This is a genomic window from Mesorhizobium sp. M0590, assembly GCF_040320905.1.
In the GTDB taxonomy this organism is placed as follows: domain Bacteria; phylum Pseudomonadota; class Alphaproteobacteria; order Rhizobiales; family Rhizobiaceae; genus Mesorhizobium.
In genome coordinates this window covers 640484-660802 of record NZ_JAMYQN010000001.1, presented here as the reverse complement: position 1 = coordinate 660802, position 20319 = coordinate 640484, and the positions used below count along the sequence as shown (strand labels likewise).

Here is a 20319-nt window from a genome sequence, read left to right as displayed (position 1 = left end):
CTAAAAGGCTTCGGCCGGCTCACGATTTGTTCCAGTCGTTTTCAGCAGGTCGGTCAAAAGCTCGTGAACAAAAGCAAGTTTTTGCGCCGCCACGTCCGAGATGACGAAGGGATAGAGATCGGGCAGGCCCATGCAGCGGTTGATCGAGTTGGACGCCTCCGACAGCACCAGCCAGCGGTCGAGAATCCTTTCGAAAGGCTCTGGCCTGGAGGCGGGTTCCGATGGTGCCGGCTGCAGCTTGCCGCCGGTATCGGCGCGCGGCAGCTCGTTGGCTTCAACGGTTTCCAGCCGGCCGAGCGGGAAATTCAGGGCATGCACCATCTCCAGCGTGTCGGTGATGTGCATGTGATGCGCCCATGTCTCGGCCCAGTCCTCCCATGGGTGCGACGTCGCATAGGCCGAGATATGGCGCTGCTGCCAGTCGGGCGGCGCGCCATCGGCATAATAGGTCTTCAGCGCCTGTTCGTAGCCGGCGCGCTCGTCGCCGAACAAAGCGCGAAAACCGGCAAGCTTTTGCGAATCGTCGCGGATCAGGCGGTCCCAGTAATAATGGCCGAGCTCATGGCGGAAATGGCCGAGCAGCGTGCGGTAGTTCTCGCCCATCTCGACGCGCCGCCGTTCGCGCTCTGCCGAATCCGCCTCGGCGACGTTGAGCGTGATCCGGCCGTTGTCATGACCGGTCAGGATACGTTCGCCGCCCGGACCGCCGCCGATCGGATCGGCAAGAAAATCGAAAGCGAGACCGATCTCGTCGCCAACTTCCTGCTTGGGTGCGACCGGCAGGCCGAAGGCGAGCAGCGAATAGACGGCACGCTTCTTTGCCGCCTCGACACGGATCCAGCGGCGGCGGTTGCCGTCGACCGACAGATCCGGGATCAGCTGGTTCAGCGCACAGGCGCGGCAGAAGGCGTGGCCGGGCTCCGCCATCCAGTTGCAGGCGCATTCGTCGGCATTGGTGCAATGGAAGACGTCGGCGCCGGACAGCGCGAAGCGCGCATGCTCGGGATCGTAGAGCACGAGGCTGGCGCAGTTCAGGCATTGCGCGTTCTCGAAATAGAGACGGTGGCCGCAATGCGGGCAGTCGAAAAGCTTCATTGGCGTCTCAAATCATTCGAAATGCGGAGGACGATACGAGCAGGAGAACGCCAAACGCCTGTCAGCTGCCCACGTTCCTGCCGGCCGATGCTATTTTGCCGCAAGCTGGGCGACGACCTCCTTGGCCACTGCCTCGCCTGACAATCTGGCGCCGCCGCAGGTCTGCATCAGCGGACCTGCCAAATGCTCGCCGGCGAAGAAGATCTTTTCCGCCACGGGCTGCATCAGCGTGGCGCGCGCTTGCGAGCGGCCGGGCCGCGCCGCCGCATAGGCGCCGCGCACGAACCGCTCAGCGCCCCAATTGGTCATCATTGCGCGTCCGACATGCTTTCGTATGTCGCCGCCAAAGATGCCGCAGAGCCGGTCGACGACGAAGTCGATGCCCGCCGCCTCGCCTGCCGCCGACATCTCCCAAGCGAAATCGCCGCCGACGAAACCGACCATCAAATCGAGGTCGAAGGGAAAGCAGAGGAAGTAGATGTCGTGCCGGGCCAACCGCTCGATCAGCAAATCGTCGAACGGCTCCAGGCCGAGTCTTGTACCGGATATTTCGACCGGCAGCTTGGTCAGCATGCCCATCGGCAGGTCGAAGAAGGCGGCGAAATGCGCATCGGGGAGTGCAGGCGAGAACGCAATCTCCTCGAAGGCGAGCACTGCCGGGGAGGCAGTGACGATGACCGCCTTGGCGCAGATGGTACCGCGATCGGTGACGCAGGCTACGCCCGGCCCATCCCAGACGATCTTGCGTACCGGCGTCGACAGTTCCACTGGCACATCGGCACCGAAGCGGGCAACCAGCGTACCGAAGCCTTCCCTGGTGAAATAATTCGGATCGAGATCGGCGGCGGCCTGAAAGTCGCGGATCGATATCTCGTCCTCGTCGGCGCCGAAATCCATCGGCCCGGCGAAGGTTGCGGCGGCGCGCGGCGCGTGTCCCTTGGCGAGCAATGCCGAAAGGCGGTCGTCGTCGCCTTCCCTCACCTGATGTGCCGCCACCAGTTCGAACAGCCTTGCGTCGGCCACCTTCATCGCCGCCTCCTCGGCTTCGCTTGCCTTTCGCTCACGGTAATAGAGATGATCGACATTCATGTCGTGGTGATGAAGCGTCCAGGCAGCGGCCTTCGCCTCGGGAAAGTAGGGATTGCGGTCCGCGGCATGCAGCCAGGCGCAGCCGATGTCGAACGGCACGCCGAAATGCTGGTCGCTGGTCCAGGCGCGGCCGCCAATGCGGTTCACCGCTTCCAACAATTTGAAGGAAAAACCGGCAGCGCGCAGGGTCTTGGAAGCCGAAAGCCCGGCTGAACCGGCGCCGATGATCACGACATCAACGTCTTCCATGCTTATTCTGTCCCCGCCACAATAATTACTTGATCGTAGGCAAATTCCCGGGCGTCCGCCAGTGTGGTGGATTTGAGGTTCCTGCTGTATTGAGTGCATCGGCGTGGCGCCGGGGCAGTGACAAGCAGGTGTTTCGCAGGCAAGTTCGCAATTGGGAACGTGATTCAGGCAACCAGGAGAGCAGCATGGCATTTCTTGCCAAGGGGAAGATGTTTGTAGTGGCCACGGTGGTGGCGGTGCTTGCGCTGGCGACGGGCGCGCAGGCAGCGGCCAGCTGTGGCAAGAGCGGCGCCGGCTTCGAGGCATGGAAACCGGAGTTCGCCGCGGAGGCGAAGGCCGACGGTGTCGGCTCGAAGGGTCTGGCCGCTCTGGCTCGCGCAACCTACGCGACAAAGACGATCTCCGTCGACCGCGCCATCCATAAGGCTTTCAGCGGCTCGGTGGAAGCTTTCATGAAGCGCCGTGGCGCGTCCGCGATCATTGCCAGGGGCCGTGCGCTGAAGAAGGCCAATGCTGCGCTGTTCGACAAGATCGAACGGAATTACGGCGTGTCGCCGGGCGTGTTGCTCGCCATCTGGGGCATGGAGACCGGCTTCGGTTCCGCCATGGGCAACCAGAATACGGTCTCCGCCATTTTAACGCTGGCCTATGACTGTCGCCGTCCGGAGTTCTTCTACCCGCATGCCATTGCGGCCCTGAAGCTGGTTGATCGCGGAGCGTTGAGCGCCTCGTCGGTCGGTGCCGCGCATGGCGAGATCGGCCACACGCAGTTCCTGCCCGGAAATGTTTTGACGTATGGTGTCGGAAACAAAAATCTGCGCGACAAGAGCACTGCGTTGGCTTCCACCGCCAACTTTCTCAAGAGTCATGGTTGGCGGGCCGGCGCGAGCGCGCAGGCGAATATGGGCGCAATCGCTGGCTGGAATTCCGCGAGCGTCTATCAACAGGCCATCGCCCGCATGGCCACGGCGATCGATGCCGACTGACAGGGACCTCTAGAGCTTTGTCTTAACGCAATTCCGGACGGAAAACCGTTTCACACTTTTCCTGGAATTGCTCTATTCGACAGAAAGCCCGGCCAAGCGCCGGACTTTCTATTTCACGTCGAACGCGTAGGAGCAGCCGGCGAGCACCTTGCCGGGATGTGAATCAACGGTTGAGACATTGAGCGCGATGCGCGTGGAAATGTCATGCCGTCCGCTTCCTCGCTGCTCTCGACGAGCACCTTCTCGCCAAGGAATTTGTCCGGTGGCGCGAGTTCGGGTGCGATGCCGAGTTCGCGGGCAAGGTCTGGTGCGGAAACGCCGTCGAGAACCGCCATCGGCCCGCTCGCGGCAAAGACGACGGACGCCGTCTCGCGCCCGAATACGCGAAGCGGGGCCGGCAATTCATATTGCTTGAGGAAAGGATTGCCGGAAGAAACGTCGTTCCAGCCGAGCTTTGCGGGCGCATCGGGGCGGTCGCTCAGCCAAAGGGCAAAACCACTATAGGTCGGAACGTCAGCCCTGCACTCGACCAGCGCGGGAAGGTCGAGGGAGGGGGGTCATCGTTGGCTTTGGCGACGGCCAAGTTCGCCAGGACAGCCAACGCGGGCAGGAAACCAGCTCCAAGCGTGGCCAAGCGCCTGGGCACATCACGCTCAATAATGCACGTAGCCGCTCAACGGGCATTTCTGAGAAATGGGAATCTGGAAGGGGCCGTCAAAACTTTTGCAGGTACGGAATTTGGAATTCCGCGGCGCCGGGGAAGCCGCTTTTGGCTTGTCCCCGATGACCGTCGGGACTCTGGGACCCTGCGCGTAGCCGCTCAACGGGCATTTCTGGGAAGCGGGAATCTGGAAGGGGCCGTCAAAACTTTTGCAAGTATGGAACTTGGATGTTTGCCCCGCCGGGACTTGCGTGGACTGACCCGCGGTAAAGACGGCCACCGCCGCAAGCAGAAGAAAAATTCTGTTTTTCACTGTCAAAGCCCTCCGACCCGCAAGAGAAGTAAGATCAAATCACGGAAAGGTCAAACAGGAAACGATCTGAAATCGCGGCTTCTATTACATTAGAGACGCCAAATAAAACCCGGTGTCCTCACCGGGTTCCTAACTCATCTAAGCATTGGGCCTGTTGGGAATATCAACCCTTGCGACTACGCGCCGCCAGTGTCCTCAGCCTGAGCGCGTTGAGGCGGATGAAGCCTTCGGCATCCTTCTGGTCGTAGGCGCCGCGGTCGTCCTCGAAGGTGACCAGCGCGTCGGAATAGAGCGTCTTCCTCGACTTGCGGCCGGTGACCATGACGTTGCCCTTGTAGAGCTTCAGCCGCACGGTGCCTTCGACGTCTTCCTGGCTCTTGTCGATCATTGCCTGCAGCATCAGGCGCTCGGGCGCGAACCAGAAGCCGTTGTAGATCAGCTCGGCATAGCGCGGCATGAACTCGTCCTTGAGGTGGGCCGCACCGCGGTCGAGCGTGATCGATTCGATCGCCCGATGGGCGGCGATCAGGATGGTGCCGCCGGGGGTCTCGTAGACGCCGCGCGATTTCATGCCGACGAAACGGTTCTCGACCAGGTCGAGCCTGCCGATGCCGTTGTCGCGGCCGAGATCGTTCAGCGCCGCCAGCATCGTTGCCGGCGACAGCTTCTTGCCGTTGAGCGCAACCGGGTCGCCCTTGAGGAATTCGATCTCGATCTCGGTGACCTCATCCGGCGCATCCATCGGCGAGATGGTGCGCTGGTGGACGAATTCCGGCGGCTCGCTCCACGGGTCTTCCAGCACCTTGCCCTCGGACGACGAATGCAGCAGGTTAGCGTCGACCGAGAAAGGCGCATCGCCCTTCTTGTCCTTCGGCACCGGGATCTGGTGCTGCTCGGCGAAGTTGATGAGATCGGTCCGCGACTTGAACGACCAATCGCGCCACGGCGCGATGACCTTGATGTCGGGGTTGAGCGCATAGGCCGACAGCTCGAAACGCACCTGGTCGTTGCCTTTGCCGGTGGCGCCATGGGCGATCGCATCGGCGCCGGTCTCTTTTGCGATCTCGACAAGATGTTTCGAGATCAGCGGCCGGGCGATCGAGGTGCCGAGCAGATATGTGCCTTCATAGACGGCGTTGGCGCGGAACATCGGGAAGACGAAATCGGATACGAACTCCTCGCGGACATCGACGATGCGGATATCCTTGATGCCCATCATCTCGGCCTTGCGCCTGGCCGGCTCCAGTTCGCCACCCTGGCCGAGATCGGCGGTGAAGGTGACGACCTCGGCGCCGAGCTCGGTCTGCAGCCATTTCAGGATGATCGAGGTGTCAAGGCCGCCGGAATAGGCGAGCACGACTTTCTTGACGGCTTTTGCTTTCGACATGGTGGGCGGTTCCGCGACAGGGGTTCTTCGCGGGCGAGGTATCACGCCATTTTAGGCCAGCGCAAGGGACGAACGATGCCTGGACCAGATGCTGTATCGCCCAGAGGCTGGCGAGGACACGGCTCTTGCGGTATGGCTGCGCCGTCTTTTTGCCGCTACGAGACGAACCATGTCCTTCATCCCCGACAGTACGACGCTTATCCAGTTCTCCATCGCCACCTTCATCCTGGCGATCACGCCTGGGCCTGATATGACGCTGTTCGTGTCGCGCACGCTGAGCCAGGGCCGCGCCACCGGCTTTGCCTCGATGGCCGGCGCCTTGTGCGGCACGCTGATTCACACCACGCTGGTGGTGGTCGGCGTCTCGGCGCTGATCGTCGCCTCGCCGATGGCGTTCTTCGTGCTGAAGATTTTTGGCGCCGGCTATCTGGTCTTCCTGGCATGGCAGGCGATCACAAAAGGGTCGGCGTTTTCACCGGAGAAGAAGAGCGGGCCGCAGATCTCGCTGTTCCGCAGCTGGGCGGCGGGGCTCGGGGTCAATCTGCTCAACCCGAAGATCATCCTGTTCTTCATGACCTTCCTGCCGCAATTCGTCTCCGCGCATGATCCCAACGCGCCGGGAAAGCTGTTCTTCCTCGGCGCGATGTTCGTCGTGCTGGCGATCCCGGTGACGGCGCCGATGGTGCTGGCGGCCGAAAAATTCTCGGCCGCGATGAAATCCAGCCCGCGTGTGACCCGCGTCGTCGACTATCTGTTTGCCGGAGTTTTTTCGGCCTTCGCGCTCAAGATCCTGACGGCCCAGGCGAAATAGGGCGTCCGATCTGACGCCAGCTTCCGGCCGAGCGCCCGGCGCTCAGCCAGTAGAAAATACCGCCGACCATACCGCAGCCGATCACCGCCAGCATGACGCTGGTGTTGGTGATCTCGAAATTGGCATCTTTTGTCTGGCGCACGAAGCCGAGGAAGACCGCCGCCACCGCTGCGCCCGCCAGCGCATAGAACAGCCAGTCGCGCCGGCCGAGAATCTCGGAGACGAGGATGGCGACGGCAGCCGGCATGAAGGCGAAATAGGCGACGAACAGTGCGACAAAGGGGACGGAAAACCACAGCGAGGCCTGCGCTACCGGCTGTGTCTCGTCCGTCATCAGCCCCAGAGACGCCAGGAACATGATATTGAGGAAGGCGCTGGCAGCCAGCGATGCAACGCCGTAGCCGACAAGGATGACGGCGAAGCGGATCAGATAGGCGACGAGGCGGTTCACGCGAATTGTCCGGGCATTTGCAGGAACCGGCTCTCGACCAGGCGATAGACGGCTCCTGCCAAGCTTCCCGCAATGATTAGGGCCACCAACACGTCAACGTCCGGTGGCCTCTGTGCCGACGGATGCAGTTTCCAGACCGCAAATACGCACGTCCCAACGAAAGCTCCCCCGACGACAAAAAGAATCCAGCGTCTCGCCTCGAGAACTTGGGAAGCAATGACCATCGGGATTGCCAGCGGTGCGCCAAAGATGCCTGCGATCATCGCTCCAAGCAGCAACAGCGACCAACTATCTCGAGTGGACAGGAAAGCGGGAACACGCCACCACATCAGTGCATCGAGCAGGAAAAAGACCAGAGACATGGCGAAGGCAGCCAGGGCGTAGCAGAGCAAAGTCACTGCCAATCGCCTGAGGTATTTCACGCCTCGCCATGCCCCGCGATCATCATCGCTTCCAGCGCCAGCCGGTCGACCTTGCGCATGCGCTCGGAGTCCGACTTGAGCTGGCCGCAGGCGGCTAGGATGTCGCGGCCGCGCGGCGTGCGGATCGGCGAGGCATAGCCGGCATTGTTGATGTAGTCGGCGAATTTCTCGATCGTCTCCCAGTCCGAGCACTGGTAGTTGGTGCCCGGCCACGGATTGAACGGGATCAGATTGATCTTGGCGGGGATGCCCTTGAGCAGCTTGACCAGCGCCTTGGCGTCGTCGATGGAATCGTTGACGTCCTTCAGCATGACATATTCGAAGGTGATCCGCTTGGCGTTCGACAGGCCTGGATAGGCGCGGCAGGCAGCGATCAGATCCTTCAGCGGATACTTCTTGTTGATGGGCACCAAGAGATCGCGCAAATCGTCATTGGTGGCGTGCAGCGAGATCGCCAGCATGACGCCGATCTCCTCGCCGGTGCGGAAGATTTCGGGCACGACGCCGGAGGTCGACAGCGTGATGCGGCGCTTCGACAGGGAAAGCCCGTCGCCGTCGGATGCGATAAGCAGGGCCTTCTTCACCGCCTCGAAATTGTAGAGCGGCTCGCCCATGCCCATCATGACGACGTTGGACACTTTCCGGCCCTCGGCCGGCACGATGGCGCCGTCGGGCGTATCGCGGTCGGGGAAATCGCCGAGCCGGTCGCGGGCGGTCAAAAGTTGGGCGAGGACTTCCTCCGCCGTCAGGTTGCGCACCAGCTTCTGCGTGCCGGTGTGGCAGAAGGAGCAGGTCAGGGTGCAGCCGACCTGCGAAGAGATGCACAGCGTGCCGCGGCCCTCTTCGGGAATGTAGACGGTCTCGATCTCGACCGGCCGGCCGGCGCCGCGCGGCGGAAAGCGGAACAGCCATTTGCGCGTGCCGTCGGTGGAAATCTGCTCCTCGACGATCTCGGGCCTGGCAACGGTGAAATGCCTGTCGAGCGCCGCGCGCAGATCCTTGGAGATGTTGAACATGCCGGCAAAATCGGAAACGCCGCGCACATAGATCCAATGCCAGAGCTGTTGGGCGCGCATTTTCGCCTGGCGCTCCGGCACGATGCCGGCAGCGACAAGGGCGGCCCCGAGTTCGGCGCGCGTCAAGCCGATCAGCGACGGCTTTTCAGGCGTCGTGCGGGTGCGCAACGCGTCACGCGCGCCTTCGGCGGTAAGATCGAATGAAAGGGTCATTGTTGCGCCAATATAAGCGATTTGCGGCCGAATACAGCATCGTGCCCGAAATGAAGCGCGGCGCATAGCACAGGTTAGCGGCGGAGTCATGCCGGGTTCTTCCTTCTCCCTTTGTGGGAGAAGGTGGCCGAGCGAAGCTCGGTCGGATGAGGGGTGTTCCAGCTTGGCGCCGACGGCGTTCCGTCCAACACCCCTCTTCCGTCTCGGCGCTGCGCGCCGATCCACCTTCTCCCACAAGGGGAGAAGGGAAGACCGCGCCTAACCGCCTACTTGCACTTGGCGATCGAGGCCAGCGCCGCCGAGATGCCCTTCAGCGAGAAGACGTAGGTGGTGGTGTTGCCGCGGCCGGACTTGGCCGACACCTTCATGTCGGTGCCGGTCTTCATCGCGGCGATCAGCACCGGCTCCTCGGCGGCGTTCTCGACCCAGGCCGACTTGCCGCGCGTGAACATCGAAAAAGACTTCTTGTCGATGGTGACGGTGGCCTTGGAACCCTCCTGGAAGGTATAGCCGGCGATGAATTGCGGCTCGTAGGACACTTGCTGCCCCGGCCGCTGGCTGACGAAGAAGAACATGTCGCCGTGATCGAGCGTCGGCGGCTGCTTGTCGGTTGGCACCGTCAGGACATAGCAGACCTTGCCGCCGCCCGACGCCTGATAACTGTAGGTGCCCCAGGCATTATGCTGGCCGATCTTGGTTGCCGACTGCGCCAGCGCGGGCGCCGTCAAGGCCACCAGGGCCAGGCTGGAAACTATAGCAATCAATCCGCGCATCGCTTTTCCCGTATTCCACTGGTGCGGCGGCAGGCCGGCTCGGCGTCCTGCCCGTCGCTTCATTTTGATTTAATCTGGGTTACCAAACGGTGAATTTCCCTGAGAAAAGGATGTTCACGCCAGGAAACCGCCGCCGTCTTCGCGCTGCCGCTCGAAAAAGCGGCTGGCGCACTGTCCCTGCCGCGACTTGGAGGCCACGAAAACGGCAAGAGTTTGACTTTTCAAGCAGCTAGGTCCTTGCAGCCATCCTGGCTTTTCTGATGTACGTGACGAATTTCCCTCCAGATGGTACCATGTCTACGTTCGCCTCCACGACGTTCGGCCAGGGCGCCCTTCTTGGCGGCTACGGGAGATTTGGCCATGGCCGTTTCCGAGACAGTCCTGATCCTGGCGGGCGGCACAGCCGTCCTGGCGATTGTGTTCGGCATTCGTGTCGCCATGCGGCGGGCGGCCGGTGGCGCGGTGCGCCGGTCGGATGCCGGGGAGACGGCGGGCGGATCGGGCGCGCCCGACGTGGCCGGGGTCATTGCGCTGCCACCTTTGATCTTCCTCGGCTTCCTGGTGGCGGCAACCGTGCTCGAGGTGCTCGTGCCGCTCCCGGTCATGGCCGGGCAGGCGCTCGCCCGCTATCTGACCGGCGCCGTGCTCGCGGTGTGCGGCTTCGTGTTCATCTTTATGGCAGCGGGCCGCTTTCAGGCCGCTGGAACCAACATACCACCGACCTTGCCGACGACGGCGCTGGTCGTCGACGGTATCTATCGGCGCACCAGGAATCCGTTCTATCTGGGAACGACCCTCATCTATTTGGGCCTCGGCGTCGCGGCCGGAAGTCTTTGGGCTATTGCGCTCGTCGTCCCGCTGCTGTGGGTGATCAATACCGGCGTAATCGCGCCGGAAGAGCGCTATCTCGAGCGGAAGTTCGGAGATGCCTATCGCGCCTACAAGGCGCGGGTGCGGCGGTGGGTTTGACGGCCGGAAAGTCGGTTCTCACGCGATTTTTTGCGCCGTACCGGCTCAGCTCTTGTCGGCGATGGCCTGCCTGGCGGCGAGCCGGTGCGCCGGCGTGATGTGGGCGCTGACGGCGGTAATCGCGGCGGTCAGCACGGCGATGTCGTCGGTGAAGCCTAGCCCAAGGATGAAATCGGGGATGACGTCCGTCGGCAGCACGAAATAGCCGAGCGCAGCCAGCAAGGTGCCCTTGGCGCGCAGCGGCGTCTTCTTGTCCATGGCACAGTAATAGGCGGCGACCACCTCTTCCATGAACGGGATCTGCCGGGCGGCCTTCTTCGCCGTACGCCAGAACTTTTCGCGCACTTCGCTCTCGTTGCCCGGCTTGCTGCCGAGGCCAAAGAAATCAAAACCGGATTTTTGCGCCATCAACCTCTCCTTGCGGCCGTCGCGTGACTTCACGCGTGACCGCGAGGCAAAATGTGGTGAAAGCCGAACCTCGCTGCAAGGTGCAGATAGGCTCAGCCGCCGAAATAGCGGTTCATTTTCCTGGCCAGATCGAAATCCAGCGCGGTCAGGCCGCCGGCGTCGTGCGTGTTGAGGGTCACGTTTACCGTCTTGTAGACGTTCGACCAGTCGGGATGGTGGTCCATCTTCTCCGCGGCCAGGGCAACGCGGGTCATGAAGGCAAAGGCTTCGGAGAAATTCTTGAAGGTGAAGCTGCGGGTGATCGAGCCACCATCCTTGGCCAGCGACCAGCCGTCGAGGCCGGCAAGTTCGGCGCGGATCGCCTCTTTTGCTAGTTTCTCCCTGGCCATGTCCGTCTACCGCATGATCCGCGAAGCGTCGGCGGCGCCGACCAAACGGCTGGCGACGCGGTTGTCAGCACCTGAAAGCGGCCAGGCCTCCTCGACGACGTAAGGCCCGCCGCCGACCGAATCGCGCGACGACATCAGCACGAAGCGGCCGATCCGGAACGGCAGCGTCGAAAAATTGCCGCGCGCCGACAGATACTGGGCGACATCGAGCGGGCTCGAATTGCGCAGGCGGGCCAGCGTCACATGCGGCATGAACTTGCGCGGGTCGGCCGGGATGCCGAGCCGCTGGCAGATGCGCTCGATCTCGGCCTGCAATGCGGAAAGATCGGGCGAAGCGGCGACCCCGGCCCACACCGCATGCGGCTTCTTCTGGCCGAAGGCGCCGACGCCGGACAGCGTCAGCGGGAAGGACGGGCGGTGAACACGGTCAAGCGCATTGGCGATTTCGTCGGCGACATGGCCCTCGACATCGCCGATGAAGCGCAGCGTCAGATGATAGTTCTCGACGTCGATCCAGCGGGCTCCGGGCAGGCCGCCCCTGAGCAGGGACAGCGAAAGAGCGGCATCACGCGGTATCTCGAGGGCGGTAAAAAGACGCGGCATGGGAAGCCTCCTGTCCTCGAATCGAACTCTTGCCCCTAGCGAATCATCGATATTCAAACGGGGCAAGGGGTTTGTTGGTCGCAGGCCTGCCTAAAAGCTTCCCCTGCGGAAGGTGTTGCGACGGCGAGCCCTCGCCTTCAGGAATTGCCCCGGACCGCTTCAATGGTCTTCTCCACACTGGGCAGGATACCCTCGACGATGCGGTCGACGCCTCGGGCGTTTGGATGAAGGCCGTCCTCGAGTTGCAGGACGGATTGACCGGCGATGCCCTTGAGAAAGAAAGGATAGAGCGGCACGCCATATTTTTCAGCCAGTCTCGGAAAGGTCGCGTCGAAGGCGTTCTGGTAGTCGGCGCCGAGATTGGGCGCCGCGCGCATTCCGGCCAGCAAAACGGCGATCTTGCGCTGCTTCAGTTTTGCCAGCATGGCATCCAGGTTCTTTTCCGCTATGGCGGGCGAAACGCCGCGCAGCATGTCGTTGGCGCCGAGCTCCAGGATGACGAGCTGCGTGCCGTCCGGCACCGACCAGTCGAGCCGCGACAGGCCGCCGCTCGTCGTATCGCCGGAGACGCCGGCATTGGCGACCGTGACATCGTAGCCCTTGGCGCGCAGCGCCGCCTGCAGCTTCTCGGTGAAGCCCTGACCTGGCCCGAGGCCATAACCCGCCATCAAGCTGTCGCCGAAACCGACAATGGTGAACGGTTCGGCGCGCGCCGACGAAATGGCGCCGCAAATGGCGAGGAAAAGGGCGAAGGCTGCGGCAAAGGTGTGTTTGAAAGCCATGCGGCAGGCCCCATATGACCAGGAACATCTGTTGGCGAAGGCAGGTTTTCGTCTTTGTCGAGCATCGGATGCACTAGCCTTCATCCCCCATATAGGACGATTTGATTTTGGAAGAAGCCGTCATTTCGCTGAAAGACGTATCGCTGACGCTCGGCGAAGGTGCATCCTCGGTCCATGTGCTGAAGGGCGTCAGCCTCGATGTGGCGGGCGGCGAAGCGACAGGCATCGTTGGACCTTCAGGTTCGGGAAAGTCGACATTGCTGATGGTTTTGGCCGGACTTGAAAGGGTCGATTCGGGCACGGTCCGAATTGCCGGCGAGCTGCTCAACGGCAAAAGCGAAGATCAGATCGCATCGTTTCGAGGGCGAAACATCGGCATCGTGTTCCAGTCGTTCCATCTCATCCCCAATATGACGGCGCTGGAAAACGTTGCGGTCCCGCTGGAGCTTGCCGGCCATGTCGATCCATTCGGCGTGGCGGCGCGCGAGCTGGCGGCGGTCGGTCTCAGCGATCGCGTCACCCATTACCCCGGCGAATTGTCTGGCGGCGAGCAGCAGCGCGTGGCCATCGCCCGGGCACTGGCGCCGTCGCCGCGCATCCTGATCGCCGACGAGCCGACCGGCAATCTCGACCAGGCAACGGGGCGGCACGTCGCCGACCTGCTGTTTGCCAAGGCGGCCGAACGCGGCATGACGCTGGTGCTGGTCACGCATGACCCGCTACTCGCGGCGCGCTGCTCGCGCCAGGTGTCGATGCGGTCGGGGCTGATCGAAGACGCGCCTAAGCCGGCCACCAGGGCTGGCAAGGTGACCGCGTGATGCCGCTGGCGCAAACGCTGAGGCTCGCCTTTCGGTTTTCGCTGCGCGAAATGCGTGGCGGGCTGTCCGGCTTCCTGATCTTCCTTGCCTGCATCGCGCTCGGCGTCGCTGCGATCGGCGGCGTCAATTCGGTGGCGCAGGCTATTTCCGCCGGTGTTGCCGACCAGGGCCAGACGCTGCTCGGCGGTGATCTCCGCTTCCAGCTCAACCAGCGCGATCCGACCAGAGCCGAACGCAGCTTCCTCGACCGGCTTGGCACGGTTTCGCACAGCGCCAATATGCGCTCGATGGCGAGGCTCGAGGACGGCTCCGACCAGGCGCTGGTCGAGGCCAAGGCGGTCGACGGCGCCTATCCGCTCTATGGTGCGCTGGAGACCGAGCCGGTGCTGTCGCGAGAGGATCTGTTCGGCGAAAAATCCGGCGTCTTCGGCGCCGCCGCCCCGGACCTCTTGTTCGAGCGGCTGAACCTTGGCATCGGTGACCGGCTAAAGCTCGGCAGCGCGACATTCGAGCTGCGCGCCAGGCTGGTCAACGAGCCGGATGCAGTGTCGGATGGCTTCGGTTTTGCGCCGCGGCTGATGGTGTCGACCGACGGGCTTGCCGCTTCCGGCCTGATCCAGCCGGGCAGCCTGGTCGAGAACGCCTATAAGGTCCGCCTGCCCGGCGGCACCACTGAGGCACAGATCAAGGCGATCCAGGAGCAGGCGGCAAACCAGTTCCCGCAGGCCGGCTGGTCGATCCGCACCCGCAGCAACGCAGCGCCGGCGCTGTCCTCGAATATCGAGCGGTTTTCGCAATTCCTGACGCTGGTTGGGTTGACGGCGCTGGTGGTCGGCGGCGTCGGCGTGGCCAATGCCGTGCGTGCCTATCTCGACGGCAAGCGCGGCGTCATCGCCACCTTCAAGAGCCTGGGGGCTTCGGGCGGGTTCGTCTTTGCCGTCTATCTGGTGCAGATCCTGATGATCGCCGCCCTCGGCATCACGCTAGGCCTTGTGCTTGGCGCGCTGATGCCGTTCGCGGCCAGCGCGGCACTCCAATCGGTCATTCCAGTGCCGGCGGAAGGTGGGTTCTATCCCGGCGCCCTCGGCATGGCAGCGCTGTTCGGGCTGCTCGTGACGCTGGCTTTCGCCTTGCTGCCGCTCGGCCGCGCCCGCGACGTGCCGGCAACGGCGCTGTTTCGCGAAATGGGTTTCGAGGGCCGCGGTTTTCCCCGCCCGCTCTATATCGCCGCGGCATTGGGCATCGCGCTGCTGCTCGCGGTACTGGCGATCCTGTTTTCCGGCGACCGCCGTATTGCCTCGATCTTCGTCGGCGCCACGGTGTTGTCGTTCCTGGTGCTGCGTGTGGTCGGCTCGCTGGTGCAGTGGGCGGCGAAGAAAAGCCCGCGCGTGCGCTCGACCGCGCTCAGGCTCGCCATCGGCAACATCCATCGGCCTGGCGCCTTGACGCCGTCCGTGGTGCTGTCGTTGGGACTCGGGCTGACGCTGCTGGTGACGCTGGCGCTGATCGACGGCAATCTCAGGCGGCAGATCTCGGGCAGCCTGCCGGAAAGGGCACCGAACTTCTTCTACGTCGATATCCAGAGCGGTGACGTCGATGCCTTCTCCGCGCTGGTCGGCAAAGAGGCACCGCAAGGCAAGCTGATCAAGGTGCCGATGCTGCGCGGCCGGGTGATGGCGCTCAACGGCGTCGATGTCGACAAGGTCAAGGTTCCGGCCGAAGGCGCCTGGGTACTGCGCGGCGATCGCGGCCTGACCTATGACGCAAAGCTGCCGGAGAATGCGACGCTGACCGAGGGCAGCTGGTGGCCGGAGAACTATGCCGGCGAGCCGCTGGTCTCGTTTTCCGCCGAGGAAGGCAAAGAGATCGGGCTGAAGCTCGGCGATACCATCACCGTCAACGTGCTCGGCCGCAACATCACGGCCAAGATCGCCAATTTCCGCCAGGTCGAATGGGAAACCATGGGCATCAATTTCGTCATGGTGTTCTCGCCCAACACATTCGCCGGTGCGCCGCATGGCTGGTTGGCGACGCTGACCGAGACGAATGCGTCGGCAGCCGACGATGCGCATCTTCTCAACGCCGTCACGCGTGCCTTTCCCGCGGTGACGACGGTCAGGGTCAAGGACGCGCTCGAAATCGTCAACCGGCTGGTGGCGCAGCTCGGCACAGCAATCAGGGCAGCAGCGGGCGTGGCGTTGATCGCCTCGGTGCTGGTGCTGGCCGGGGCGCTCGCCGCCGGCAACCGGGCTCGCATTCACGACGCGGTGGTGCTGAAGACCCTGGGTGCGACCAGGAAAACGCTGATCGCCGCGTTTTCGCTGGAATACATGCTGATCGGCCTTGCTACCGCGATCTTCGCGCTGGCGGCGGGCGGTGTGGCGGCATGGTTCGTCGTCGCGCGCATCATGACGCTGCCATCGCACTTCATGCCCGAGGTGGCGGTGGCGACCATCGGCTTTTCGCTGGTGGTCACGGTCGGCATCGGCCTTGCCGGCACGTGGCGGGTGTTGGGCCACAAGGCGGCGCCGGTGCTGCGGAATCTTTGAGCCAGAGCCGTTTTTGATTAAATCTCGGTAATGTTCCGGGCGGGAAGGCCAATAAAACCGTATCTCCGGCACTTCACGGAGCATTACGCTTGGTTACGGTCTTGTCCTTTACGCCAAGAACCATCATATTTCGGCGCAGGCATGCTGGAGCCCCGCCAGCGGCGCCTGGGTTCAAAGGACCTGACACCGGACGGGGCAGAAGCAATATGAGGATTTCCATGGCTGATCCCGTTCGCAATTATCAGACGCGCGCCGTGCCCGGCGCCGGCGTCGATGCTGCCATCGACCAGGGCCTGCGGGCCTACATGATTAAGGTCTACAATCTGATGGGGCTTGGCCTCCTCATCACCGGCCTTGCCGCGGTCGGCACAATCATGCTGGCCACCACCAGCGATCCCGCCTCGGCCGTCGCGACGTTGCCAAGCGGCGAGATGCTGACCTCGTTCGGCTACGCGATCTTTGGTTCGCCGCTGAAATGGCTGGTGATCTTTGCCCCTCTGGCAGCGGTGATGTTCCTGTCGTTCCGAGTCCAGTCGATGAGCGTTTCGGCCGCGCAGACGACGTTCTGGGTCTACGCCGGCCTCGTCGGCCTGTCGCTGTCGTCGATCTTCCTGGTCTACACCACCGCCAGTATCTCGCAGACCTTCTTCGCCACCGCCGCCGCCTTTGGCGGGCTGTCGCTCTACGGCTACACGACCAAGCGCGATCTCTCGGCGTTCGGGTCGTTCCTGGTCATGGGCCTGGTCGGCCTGATCATCGCGATGGTGATCAACATCTTCCTGCAGTCGTCGGCGCTTTCCTTCGCCGTTTCGGCGATCGGCGTGCTGATCTTCGCGGGCCTCACCGCCTACGACACGCAGAACATCAAGGAGATGTACTTCGAGGGCGACGAGACTGATGTCGCCGGCCGCAAGGCGATTATGGGCGCATTGAGGCTCTATCTCGACTTCATCAACCTGTTTATGTTCCTGCTGCAGTTCATGGGCGACCGTCGCTAAATACGGTTTTCCTGGACCAGCGAGTTTGGAAAGGGCGGCCCAATGGCCGCTCTTTTCTTTTGTGCCGGCTTTTGCTGTGATATAGGGCAGATGAACGACGTGCCTAAATTATGAGCAGCATCACCTTGCGGGCCGCGACGTCGGCCGATCTCGACCGGATCACGGAAATCTATGCCGACGCGGTGACGAATGGCACGGCGAGCTATGAACTCGAACCGCCAAGCCGTACCGAGATGGGCGCGCGCTTCGACAGCCTGATGGCGGGCGGCTTTCCCTATCTCGTTGCGGAAAAGGCCGGCGCCGTGCTCGGCTATGCCTATGCCGGGGCGTTCCGGCCGCGCCCGGCGTACCGCTTCGTCGTTGAGGATTCCGTCTATGTCGCGCCCGAGGCCAAAGGGCAAGGCGTCGGGCTGCTCCTGATGCAAGGGCTGATCGAGGCGGCCAAGGCGGCGGGTTTTCGCCAGATCATCGCGGTGATCGGCGACGGCCGGCCCGACAGCGCCTCGGTACGGCTGCACGAGAAGCTCGGCTTTCGTCATTCCGGCCGCCTGGAAGGCTCAGGCTACAAGCACGGACGCTGGCTGGACACGGTGTTCATGCAGCTGCCGATCAATGGCGGGGCGTCCATCCCGCCTGATCCGCAATCGCTGCCCGAGCGGAAGTTCCGCCAGCAAAAATAAAGGGTTACGCCTCGACCAGCTTCAGTGTTCGGTCGAACACGCCAAGCACCCGGCCGAGTTCCTGGCCGCGCTTGAGGATGCGCCCGCCGGCGGCGATGACGGCGAACGCGCCTTGCCGTCGCGCCAGCTTCGGATCCTTGACGATCTGGAAAAGCGGCACTTCGCTGGTGCGGCGGAAGACGGAAAAAACGGCGCGGTCGGCGAGATGGTCGATGGCATAGTCGCGCCACTCGTTGGCGGCAACCATACGGCCGTAGAGCCTGAGGATCTGGTCCAGTTCGCGCCGGTCGAACCGCACCGGCTGGTCGAGGCGTTCGCGTCTTGCCTCATGCAGCGGGATCAATATTGCGGATGCGTCCCCATCCTCCGTCCCGCTGCTGCGATCAGTCATGCCTGGATCCTCGCAATGAATCGTACGCCGACCAAAGTTGGCGCTTTCGTTGCCGAATTGCAAGGCCCGGCCGGGCAAGGCCAGCACCGCGCGGTTTCTCCAGCGTCCAGTCACGTTTGCGAAACGCCTGTTGGAATTGGTGATGCTTCGCCACAATCCTGCCTTTTTTTATCCGTGCTCATGCCCCAATGTCCGACGAATTTACCGGTGTTGCCTGAGACGGTTCGGTCCGGCACCGGCTCGTAAACCCCAAGCCCCCCGCCCACGGGTCTGCGTCGGATCGAACCAACCTCGGTTTTTCCTTGGAAAGATCGGGTGCGACGATCCCAAAACCTAAATGACCGGCGTCAGAAGCAAGCTGACGCCGGTTTTTTATTGGCCGGAGCCGTGGCGGTGCGATCCGTCCGGATTGGCTGCCATCAGAAGGTTGAGCGCGGTTCTCCCTTCTCCCCTTGTGGGAGAAGGTGTCGCCGAAGGCGACGGATGAGGGGTGTTCCAGCTTGGCAATTTCCTTGAAATCGCCGCCGCCTCAATTCTTCCAGCACCCCTCAACCGTCTCGGCGCTGCGCGCCGATCCACCTTCTCCCACAACAAGGGGAGAAGGAGAGGTCCCCGCTTAAGGCTTGCGGATAAAGGCTGCGCCCAGGATCGGCCCGGGCATGCCGTCCTTGCCGACCGACTGCAGCAGCACGGCGCAGCCGCCCTTCTTGGCGATCTCGCTCATCGGCAGTTCGTAGCGCTGCGCCTTGCCGTGCCACATGCCGGCGGTCTGGATGCTGGAGACGGCGTTCCAGTAGGTCATGCTGCGGCCGCTGTTTTCACCCTTGCCGATTTTTATCGTCTGTGGCGGGTTGAAATAGACGATGACGACATGCGCGTCGGTGGGGCCGGTCACGGCGTCGCCGGCATCGATCATGACGCGATCGCTGGTCCGGCTGACCTTGATGCCGACGCGCATGCCTTCGCCGACCCTCTCCATGCGGGCCAGCGCGCCGTCGACTTCCTTGCGGCTGGCGCCGTTGACATGGCTGCGGCCGTTTATGACGGCTTGCGGGGTGTAGACGGAACGACTGCCGAAGGCGCGCATATACTCGTATTGCCGCTCGGTATTTTCCTTGCGGCTCAGCGTGTCCTGCCAGCCGAGGTAATCCCAATAATCGACATGATAGGCGAGCGCGACGATGTCCTCCTTGGCGGCAAGCTCGGCGAAGAATTCGTCGGCCGGCGGACAGGAGTTGCATCCTTGGCTGGTGAAGAGCTCGACGACGCCTAATGGCTTGTCGGTTGGCTCGGCAAGGGCCCTGCCGGCAAACGCCGAGAGGGCCAGCGCAAGGGCCGCAAGCCGCAATGGTCTGGGAGATGGCATGGCCGTTCCGATCCCGCCGGTGACGCCGGCTTTGTTCTGGTTGTCGAAATATGTGGCAGAAGCGGCAGTCAACGGGAAGTCACGTTGCGGTGAAATTTTGCCGTTGCAACCGCTGGCAAGGGCGCAATAGGTGGACTTGCACTTCACGATGGAAGCGATTCGGGCGGCAATCAGCATGTGGCAATCTCTCCTGGCGCCGGTCGACCTTTATTGCGAACGGACGGGGCCGGAATTCTGGGCCGAACCGCTCAATGCGCTGAGCAATCTGGCTTTTTTTGCCGCCGGGCTATGGGGTGTCTGGCAGGTGCGAAAGCGCGGCACCGGCACCTTCGCCGAAGTGCTGGCCTGGTGGGTGGCGGCGATCGGCGTCGGCTCGTCGCTGTTCCACACCTTTGCCACAAGGGCAATGATCCTGGCCGACGTGCTGCCCATTGCAGGGTTCACGCTGGCCTACACGCTGTTCAACCTGCGACGTTTTCTCGGCATGAAATGGGTCAAGGCGATCGCCATTTTCGTCGCCTTTTACGCCGTTGCCGGGCTGGTGACCTTTGCCGTGCCCGACTGGCTGCGCCAGGCGTCGAACGGGACGACCGGCTATCTGCCTCCGTTTCTGGCGCTCGCCTTCTTCGGCGCCTGGGTGGCGGCCAGCGGCAATCGCGCCGGCTGGTACAATCTGGCGGGTTCGGCGATCTTCGTCGTGTCGGTCATCTGCAGGATGATCGATCCGCTGGTCTGCGGCGGCTTTCCGCTCGGCACGCATTTCTTGTGGCACATATTCAACGGGCTGATGCTCGGCGTGCTGCTGGCGGCGACAGCGCGGTTTGGCAAGCCAAGACAGGGCAGTAGGGCAGTAGGGCAGTAGGGCAGTAGGGGAATAAGTCGCTTCTCCTTGCTTCACCC

23 protein-coding genes are annotated in these 20319 nt (G+C 62.9%); 9 read left to right on the top strand and 14 right to left on the bottom strand.

Features of this window, described 5'->3' with window-relative positions; translation table 11 throughout:
- Window positions 1–1095 (bottom strand): zinc-binding metallopeptidase family protein, encoded by a 1095-nt coding sequence (locus NKI52_RS03325; RefSeq protein ID WP_352624827.1) that lies wholly within the window; start codon window positions 1093–1095, stop codon window positions 1–3.
- A 90-nt stretch (window positions 1096–1185) separates the two neighbouring features.
- A complete protein-coding gene (locus NKI52_RS03320; protein ID WP_023680727.1) occupies window positions 1186–2433 on the bottom strand; it encodes a flavin monoamine oxidase family protein in 1248 nt (415 codons plus the stop codon).
- A gap of 185 nt (window positions 2434–2618) precedes the next feature.
- Here NKI52_RS03320 and NKI52_RS03315 point away from each other — a divergent pair, with 185 nt between their 5' ends.
- A complete protein-coding gene (locus tag NKI52_RS03315; RefSeq protein ID WP_352470839.1) occupies window positions 2619–3419 on the top strand; it encodes a lytic murein transglycosylase in 801 nt (266 codons plus the stop codon).
- A 113-nt stretch (window positions 3420–3532) separates the two neighbouring features.
- Here NKI52_RS03315 and NKI52_RS03310 read toward each other — a convergent pair whose 3' ends face one another.
- Together NKI52_RS03310 and NKI52_RS03305 are read right to left on the bottom strand one after the other, a co-directional pair.
- A complete protein-coding gene (locus tag NKI52_RS03310; RefSeq protein ID WP_352697008.1) occupies window positions 3533–3820 on the bottom strand; it encodes a hypothetical protein in 288 nt (95 codons plus the stop codon).
- 736 nt (window positions 3821–4556) lie between these two features.
- Window positions 4557–5780, bottom strand: a complete 1224-nt coding sequence (locus NKI52_RS03305; RefSeq protein WP_352697006.1) for an argininosuccinate synthase — start codon at window positions 5778–5780, stop codon at window positions 4557–4559.
- Window positions 5781–5949: 169 nt separating this feature from the next.
- Between NKI52_RS03305 and NKI52_RS03300 the strand changes: the two genes are divergently transcribed.
- On the top strand, window positions 5950–6591 hold the full coding sequence (locus tag NKI52_RS03300; RefSeq protein ID WP_352479689.1) for a LysE family translocator: 642 nt from the start codon (window positions 5950–5952) through the stop codon (window positions 6589–6591).
- On the opposite strand, the gene NKI52_RS03295 is transcribed toward NKI52_RS03300, so the two are convergent.
- The 4 genes from NKI52_RS03295 to NKI52_RS03280 form a co-directional block, all read right to left on the bottom strand.
- Window positions 6563–7042, bottom strand: a complete 480-nt coding sequence (locus NKI52_RS03295; RefSeq protein WP_352621555.1) for a hypothetical protein — start codon at window positions 7040–7042, stop codon at window positions 6563–6565. The genes NKI52_RS03300 and NKI52_RS03295 overlap by 29 nt on opposite strands.
- The gene (locus NKI52_RS03290) at window positions 7039–7464 is read right to left on the bottom strand and encodes a hypothetical protein (protein WP_352577268.1); all 426 of its coding nucleotides are present in this window, start codon (window positions 7462–7464) and stop codon (window positions 7039–7041) included. The genes NKI52_RS03295 and NKI52_RS03290 overlap by 4 nt, the downstream gene beginning before the upstream one ends.
- Window positions 7461–8693: a dual-specificity RNA methyltransferase RlmN gene (gene rlmN, locus NKI52_RS03285; protein ID WP_352697004.1), complete on the bottom strand. Its 1233-nt coding sequence runs from the start codon at window positions 8691–8693 to the stop codon at window positions 7461–7463. The genes NKI52_RS03290 and rlmN overlap by 4 nt, the downstream gene beginning before the upstream one ends.
- 266 nt (window positions 8694–8959) lie before the next feature.
- Entirely contained in the window at window positions 8960–9466 is a 507-nt protein-coding gene (locus tag NKI52_RS03280) for an invasion associated locus B family protein (RefSeq protein WP_023721899.1), read from the bottom strand.
- A gap of 360 nt (window positions 9467–9826) precedes the next feature.
- Between NKI52_RS03280 and NKI52_RS03275 the strand changes: the two genes are divergently transcribed.
- A complete protein-coding gene (locus tag NKI52_RS03275) occupies window positions 9827–10435 on the top strand; it encodes a methyltransferase family protein (protein ID WP_352570032.1) in 609 nt (202 codons plus the stop codon).
- A 45-nt stretch (window positions 10436–10480) separates the two neighbouring features.
- Here the strand turns inward: NKI52_RS03275 and NKI52_RS03270 are convergent, their stop codons facing one another.
- From NKI52_RS03270 to NKI52_RS03255, 4 genes are all read right to left on the bottom strand, one after another.
- Window positions 10481–10843, bottom strand: coding sequence for a YkvA family protein (locus tag NKI52_RS03270; protein ID WP_031212728.1), 363 nt, complete (start codon window positions 10841–10843; stop codon window positions 10481–10483).
- A 92-nt stretch (window positions 10844–10935) separates the two neighbouring features.
- The gene (locus tag NKI52_RS03265) at window positions 10936–11232 is read right to left on the bottom strand and encodes a 4a-hydroxytetrahydrobiopterin dehydratase (RefSeq protein WP_023679826.1); all 297 of its coding nucleotides are present in this window, start codon (window positions 11230–11232) and stop codon (window positions 10936–10938) included.
- Window positions 11233–11238: 6 nt separating this feature from the next.
- Window positions 11239–11835, bottom strand: a complete 597-nt coding sequence (gene thpR / locus NKI52_RS03260) for an RNA 2',3'-cyclic phosphodiesterase (protein ID WP_352456356.1) — start codon at window positions 11833–11835, stop codon at window positions 11239–11241.
- 137 nt (window positions 11836–11972) lie between these two features.
- The gene (locus NKI52_RS03255) at window positions 11973–12617 is read right to left on the bottom strand and encodes an arylesterase (protein WP_352577260.1); all 645 of its coding nucleotides are present in this window, start codon (window positions 12615–12617) and stop codon (window positions 11973–11975) included.
- Between the two features lie 107 nt (window positions 12618–12724).
- Between NKI52_RS03255 and NKI52_RS03250 the strand changes: the two genes are divergently transcribed.
- The 4 genes from NKI52_RS03250 to NKI52_RS03235 all read left to right on the top strand — a co-directional run bounded on the left by NKI52_RS03250 (window position 12725) and on the right by NKI52_RS03235 (window position 17662).
- Window positions 12725–13435 carry an ABC transporter ATP-binding protein gene (locus NKI52_RS03250; protein ID WP_031212726.1) on the top strand — a complete coding sequence of 237 codons (711 nt, stop codon included), beginning with the start codon at window positions 12725–12727 and terminating at the stop codon, window positions 13433–13435.
- On the top strand, window positions 13435–15984 hold the full coding sequence (locus NKI52_RS03245) for an ABC transporter permease (RefSeq protein ID WP_352697002.1): 2550 nt from the start codon (window positions 13435–13437) through the stop codon (window positions 15982–15984). The genes NKI52_RS03250 and NKI52_RS03245 overlap by 1 nt, the downstream gene beginning before the upstream one ends.
- A 218-nt stretch (window positions 15985–16202) precedes the next feature.
- Window positions 16203–16982: a Bax inhibitor-1/YccA family protein gene (locus NKI52_RS03240; RefSeq protein WP_254817871.1), complete on the top strand. Its 780-nt coding sequence runs from the start codon at window positions 16203–16205 to the stop codon at window positions 16980–16982.
- A gap of 110 nt (window positions 16983–17092) precedes the next feature.
- Window positions 17093–17662, top strand: coding sequence for a GNAT family N-acetyltransferase (locus NKI52_RS03235; RefSeq protein WP_352577256.1), 570 nt, complete (start codon window positions 17093–17095; stop codon window positions 17660–17662).
- Between the two features lie 4 nt (window positions 17663–17666).
- Here NKI52_RS03235 and NKI52_RS03230 read toward each other — a convergent pair whose 3' ends face one another.
- Window positions 17667–18053, bottom strand: coding sequence for a DUF2794 domain-containing protein (locus tag NKI52_RS03230; RefSeq protein WP_031212724.1), 387 nt, complete (start codon window positions 18051–18053; stop codon window positions 17667–17669).
- A 616-nt stretch (window positions 18054–18669) separates the two neighbouring features.
- Window positions 18670–19419, bottom strand: coding sequence for a DUF1223 domain-containing protein (locus NKI52_RS03225; protein WP_352578084.1), 750 nt, complete (start codon window positions 19417–19419; stop codon window positions 18670–18672).
- Between NKI52_RS03225 and NKI52_RS03220 the strand changes: the two genes are divergently transcribed.
- The gene (locus NKI52_RS03220) at window positions 19418–19549 is read left to right on the top strand and encodes a hypothetical protein (protein ID WP_352456351.1); all 132 of its coding nucleotides are present in this window, start codon (window positions 19418–19420) and stop codon (window positions 19547–19549) included. The two genes, NKI52_RS03225 and NKI52_RS03220, sit on opposite strands and share 2 nt — an antisense overlap.
- Window positions 19550–19594: 45 nt before the next feature.
- Window positions 19595–20281 carry a ceramidase domain-containing protein gene (locus NKI52_RS03215; protein ID WP_352578085.1) on the top strand — a complete coding sequence of 229 codons (687 nt, stop codon included), beginning with the start codon at window positions 19595–19597 and terminating at the stop codon, window positions 20279–20281.
- Window positions 20282–20319: the final 38 nt, after the last annotated feature.

Bases quoted from the DNA above. Each gene is read 5' to 3' on its own strand.
- thpR (WP_352456356.1), bottom strand. From the start codon at position 11,835: ATGCCGCGTCTTTTTACCGCCCTCGAGATACCGCGTGATGCCGCTCTT.
- NKI52_RS03255 (WP_352577260.1), bottom strand. From the start codon at position 12,617: ATGGCTTTCAAACACACCTTTGCCGCAGCCTTCGCCCTTTTCCTCGCC.
- NKI52_RS03215 (WP_352578085.1), top strand. From the start codon at position 19,595: ATGTGGCAATCTCTCCTGGCGCCGGTCGACCTTTATTGCGAACGGACG.
- NKI52_RS03270 (WP_031212728.1), bottom strand. From the start codon at position 10,843: ATGGCGCAAAAATCCGGTTTTGATTTCTTTGGCCTCGGCAGCAAGCCG.
- NKI52_RS03275 (WP_352570032.1), top strand. From the start codon at position 9,827: ATGGCCGTTTCCGAGACAGTCCTGATCCTGGCGGGCGGCACAGCCGTC.
- NKI52_RS03320 (WP_023680727.1), bottom strand. From the start codon at position 2,433: ATGGAAGACGTTGATGTCGTGATCATCGGCGCCGGTTCAGCCGGGCTT.
- NKI52_RS03220 (WP_352456351.1), top strand. From the start codon at position 19,418: ATGGCCGTTCCGATCCCGCCGGTGACGCCGGCTTTGTTCTGGTTGTCG.
- NKI52_RS03230 (WP_031212724.1), bottom strand. From the start codon at position 18,053: ATGACTGATCGCAGCAGCGGGACGGAGGATGGGGACGCATCCGCAATA.
- NKI52_RS03305 (WP_352697006.1), bottom strand. From the start codon at position 5,780: ATGTCGAAAGCAAAAGCCGTCAAGAAAGTCGTGCTCGCCTATTCCGGC.
- NKI52_RS03265 (WP_023679826.1), bottom strand. From the start codon at position 11,232: ATGGCCAGGGAGAAACTAGCAAAAGAGGCGATCCGCGCCGAACTTGCC.
- NKI52_RS03240 (WP_254817871.1), top strand. From the start codon at position 16,203: ATGGCTGATCCCGTTCGCAATTATCAGACGCGCGCCGTGCCCGGCGCC.
- NKI52_RS03325 (WP_352624827.1), bottom strand. From the start codon at position 1,095: ATGAAGCTTTTCGACTGCCCGCATTGCGGCCACCGTCTCTATTTCGAG.
- NKI52_RS03235 (WP_352577256.1), top strand. From the start codon at position 17,093: ATGAGCAGCATCACCTTGCGGGCCGCGACGTCGGCCGATCTCGACCGG.
- NKI52_RS03245 (WP_352697002.1), top strand. From the start codon at position 13,435: ATGCCGCTGGCGCAAACGCTGAGGCTCGCCTTTCGGTTTTCGCTGCGC.
- NKI52_RS03315 (WP_352470839.1), top strand. From the start codon at position 2,619: ATGGCATTTCTTGCCAAGGGGAAGATGTTTGTAGTGGCCACGGTGGTG.
- NKI52_RS03300 (WP_352479689.1), top strand. From the start codon at position 5,950: ATGTCCTTCATCCCCGACAGTACGACGCTTATCCAGTTCTCCATCGCC.
- NKI52_RS03280 (WP_023721899.1), bottom strand. From the start codon at position 9,466: ATGCGCGGATTGATTGCTATAGTTTCCAGCCTGGCCCTGGTGGCCTTG.
- rlmN (WP_352697004.1), bottom strand. From the start codon at position 8,693: ATGACCCTTTCATTCGATCTTACCGCCGAAGGCGCGCGTGACGCGTTG.
- NKI52_RS03225 (WP_352578084.1), bottom strand. From the start codon at position 19,419: ATGCCATCTCCCAGACCATTGCGGCTTGCGGCCCTTGCGCTGGCCCTC.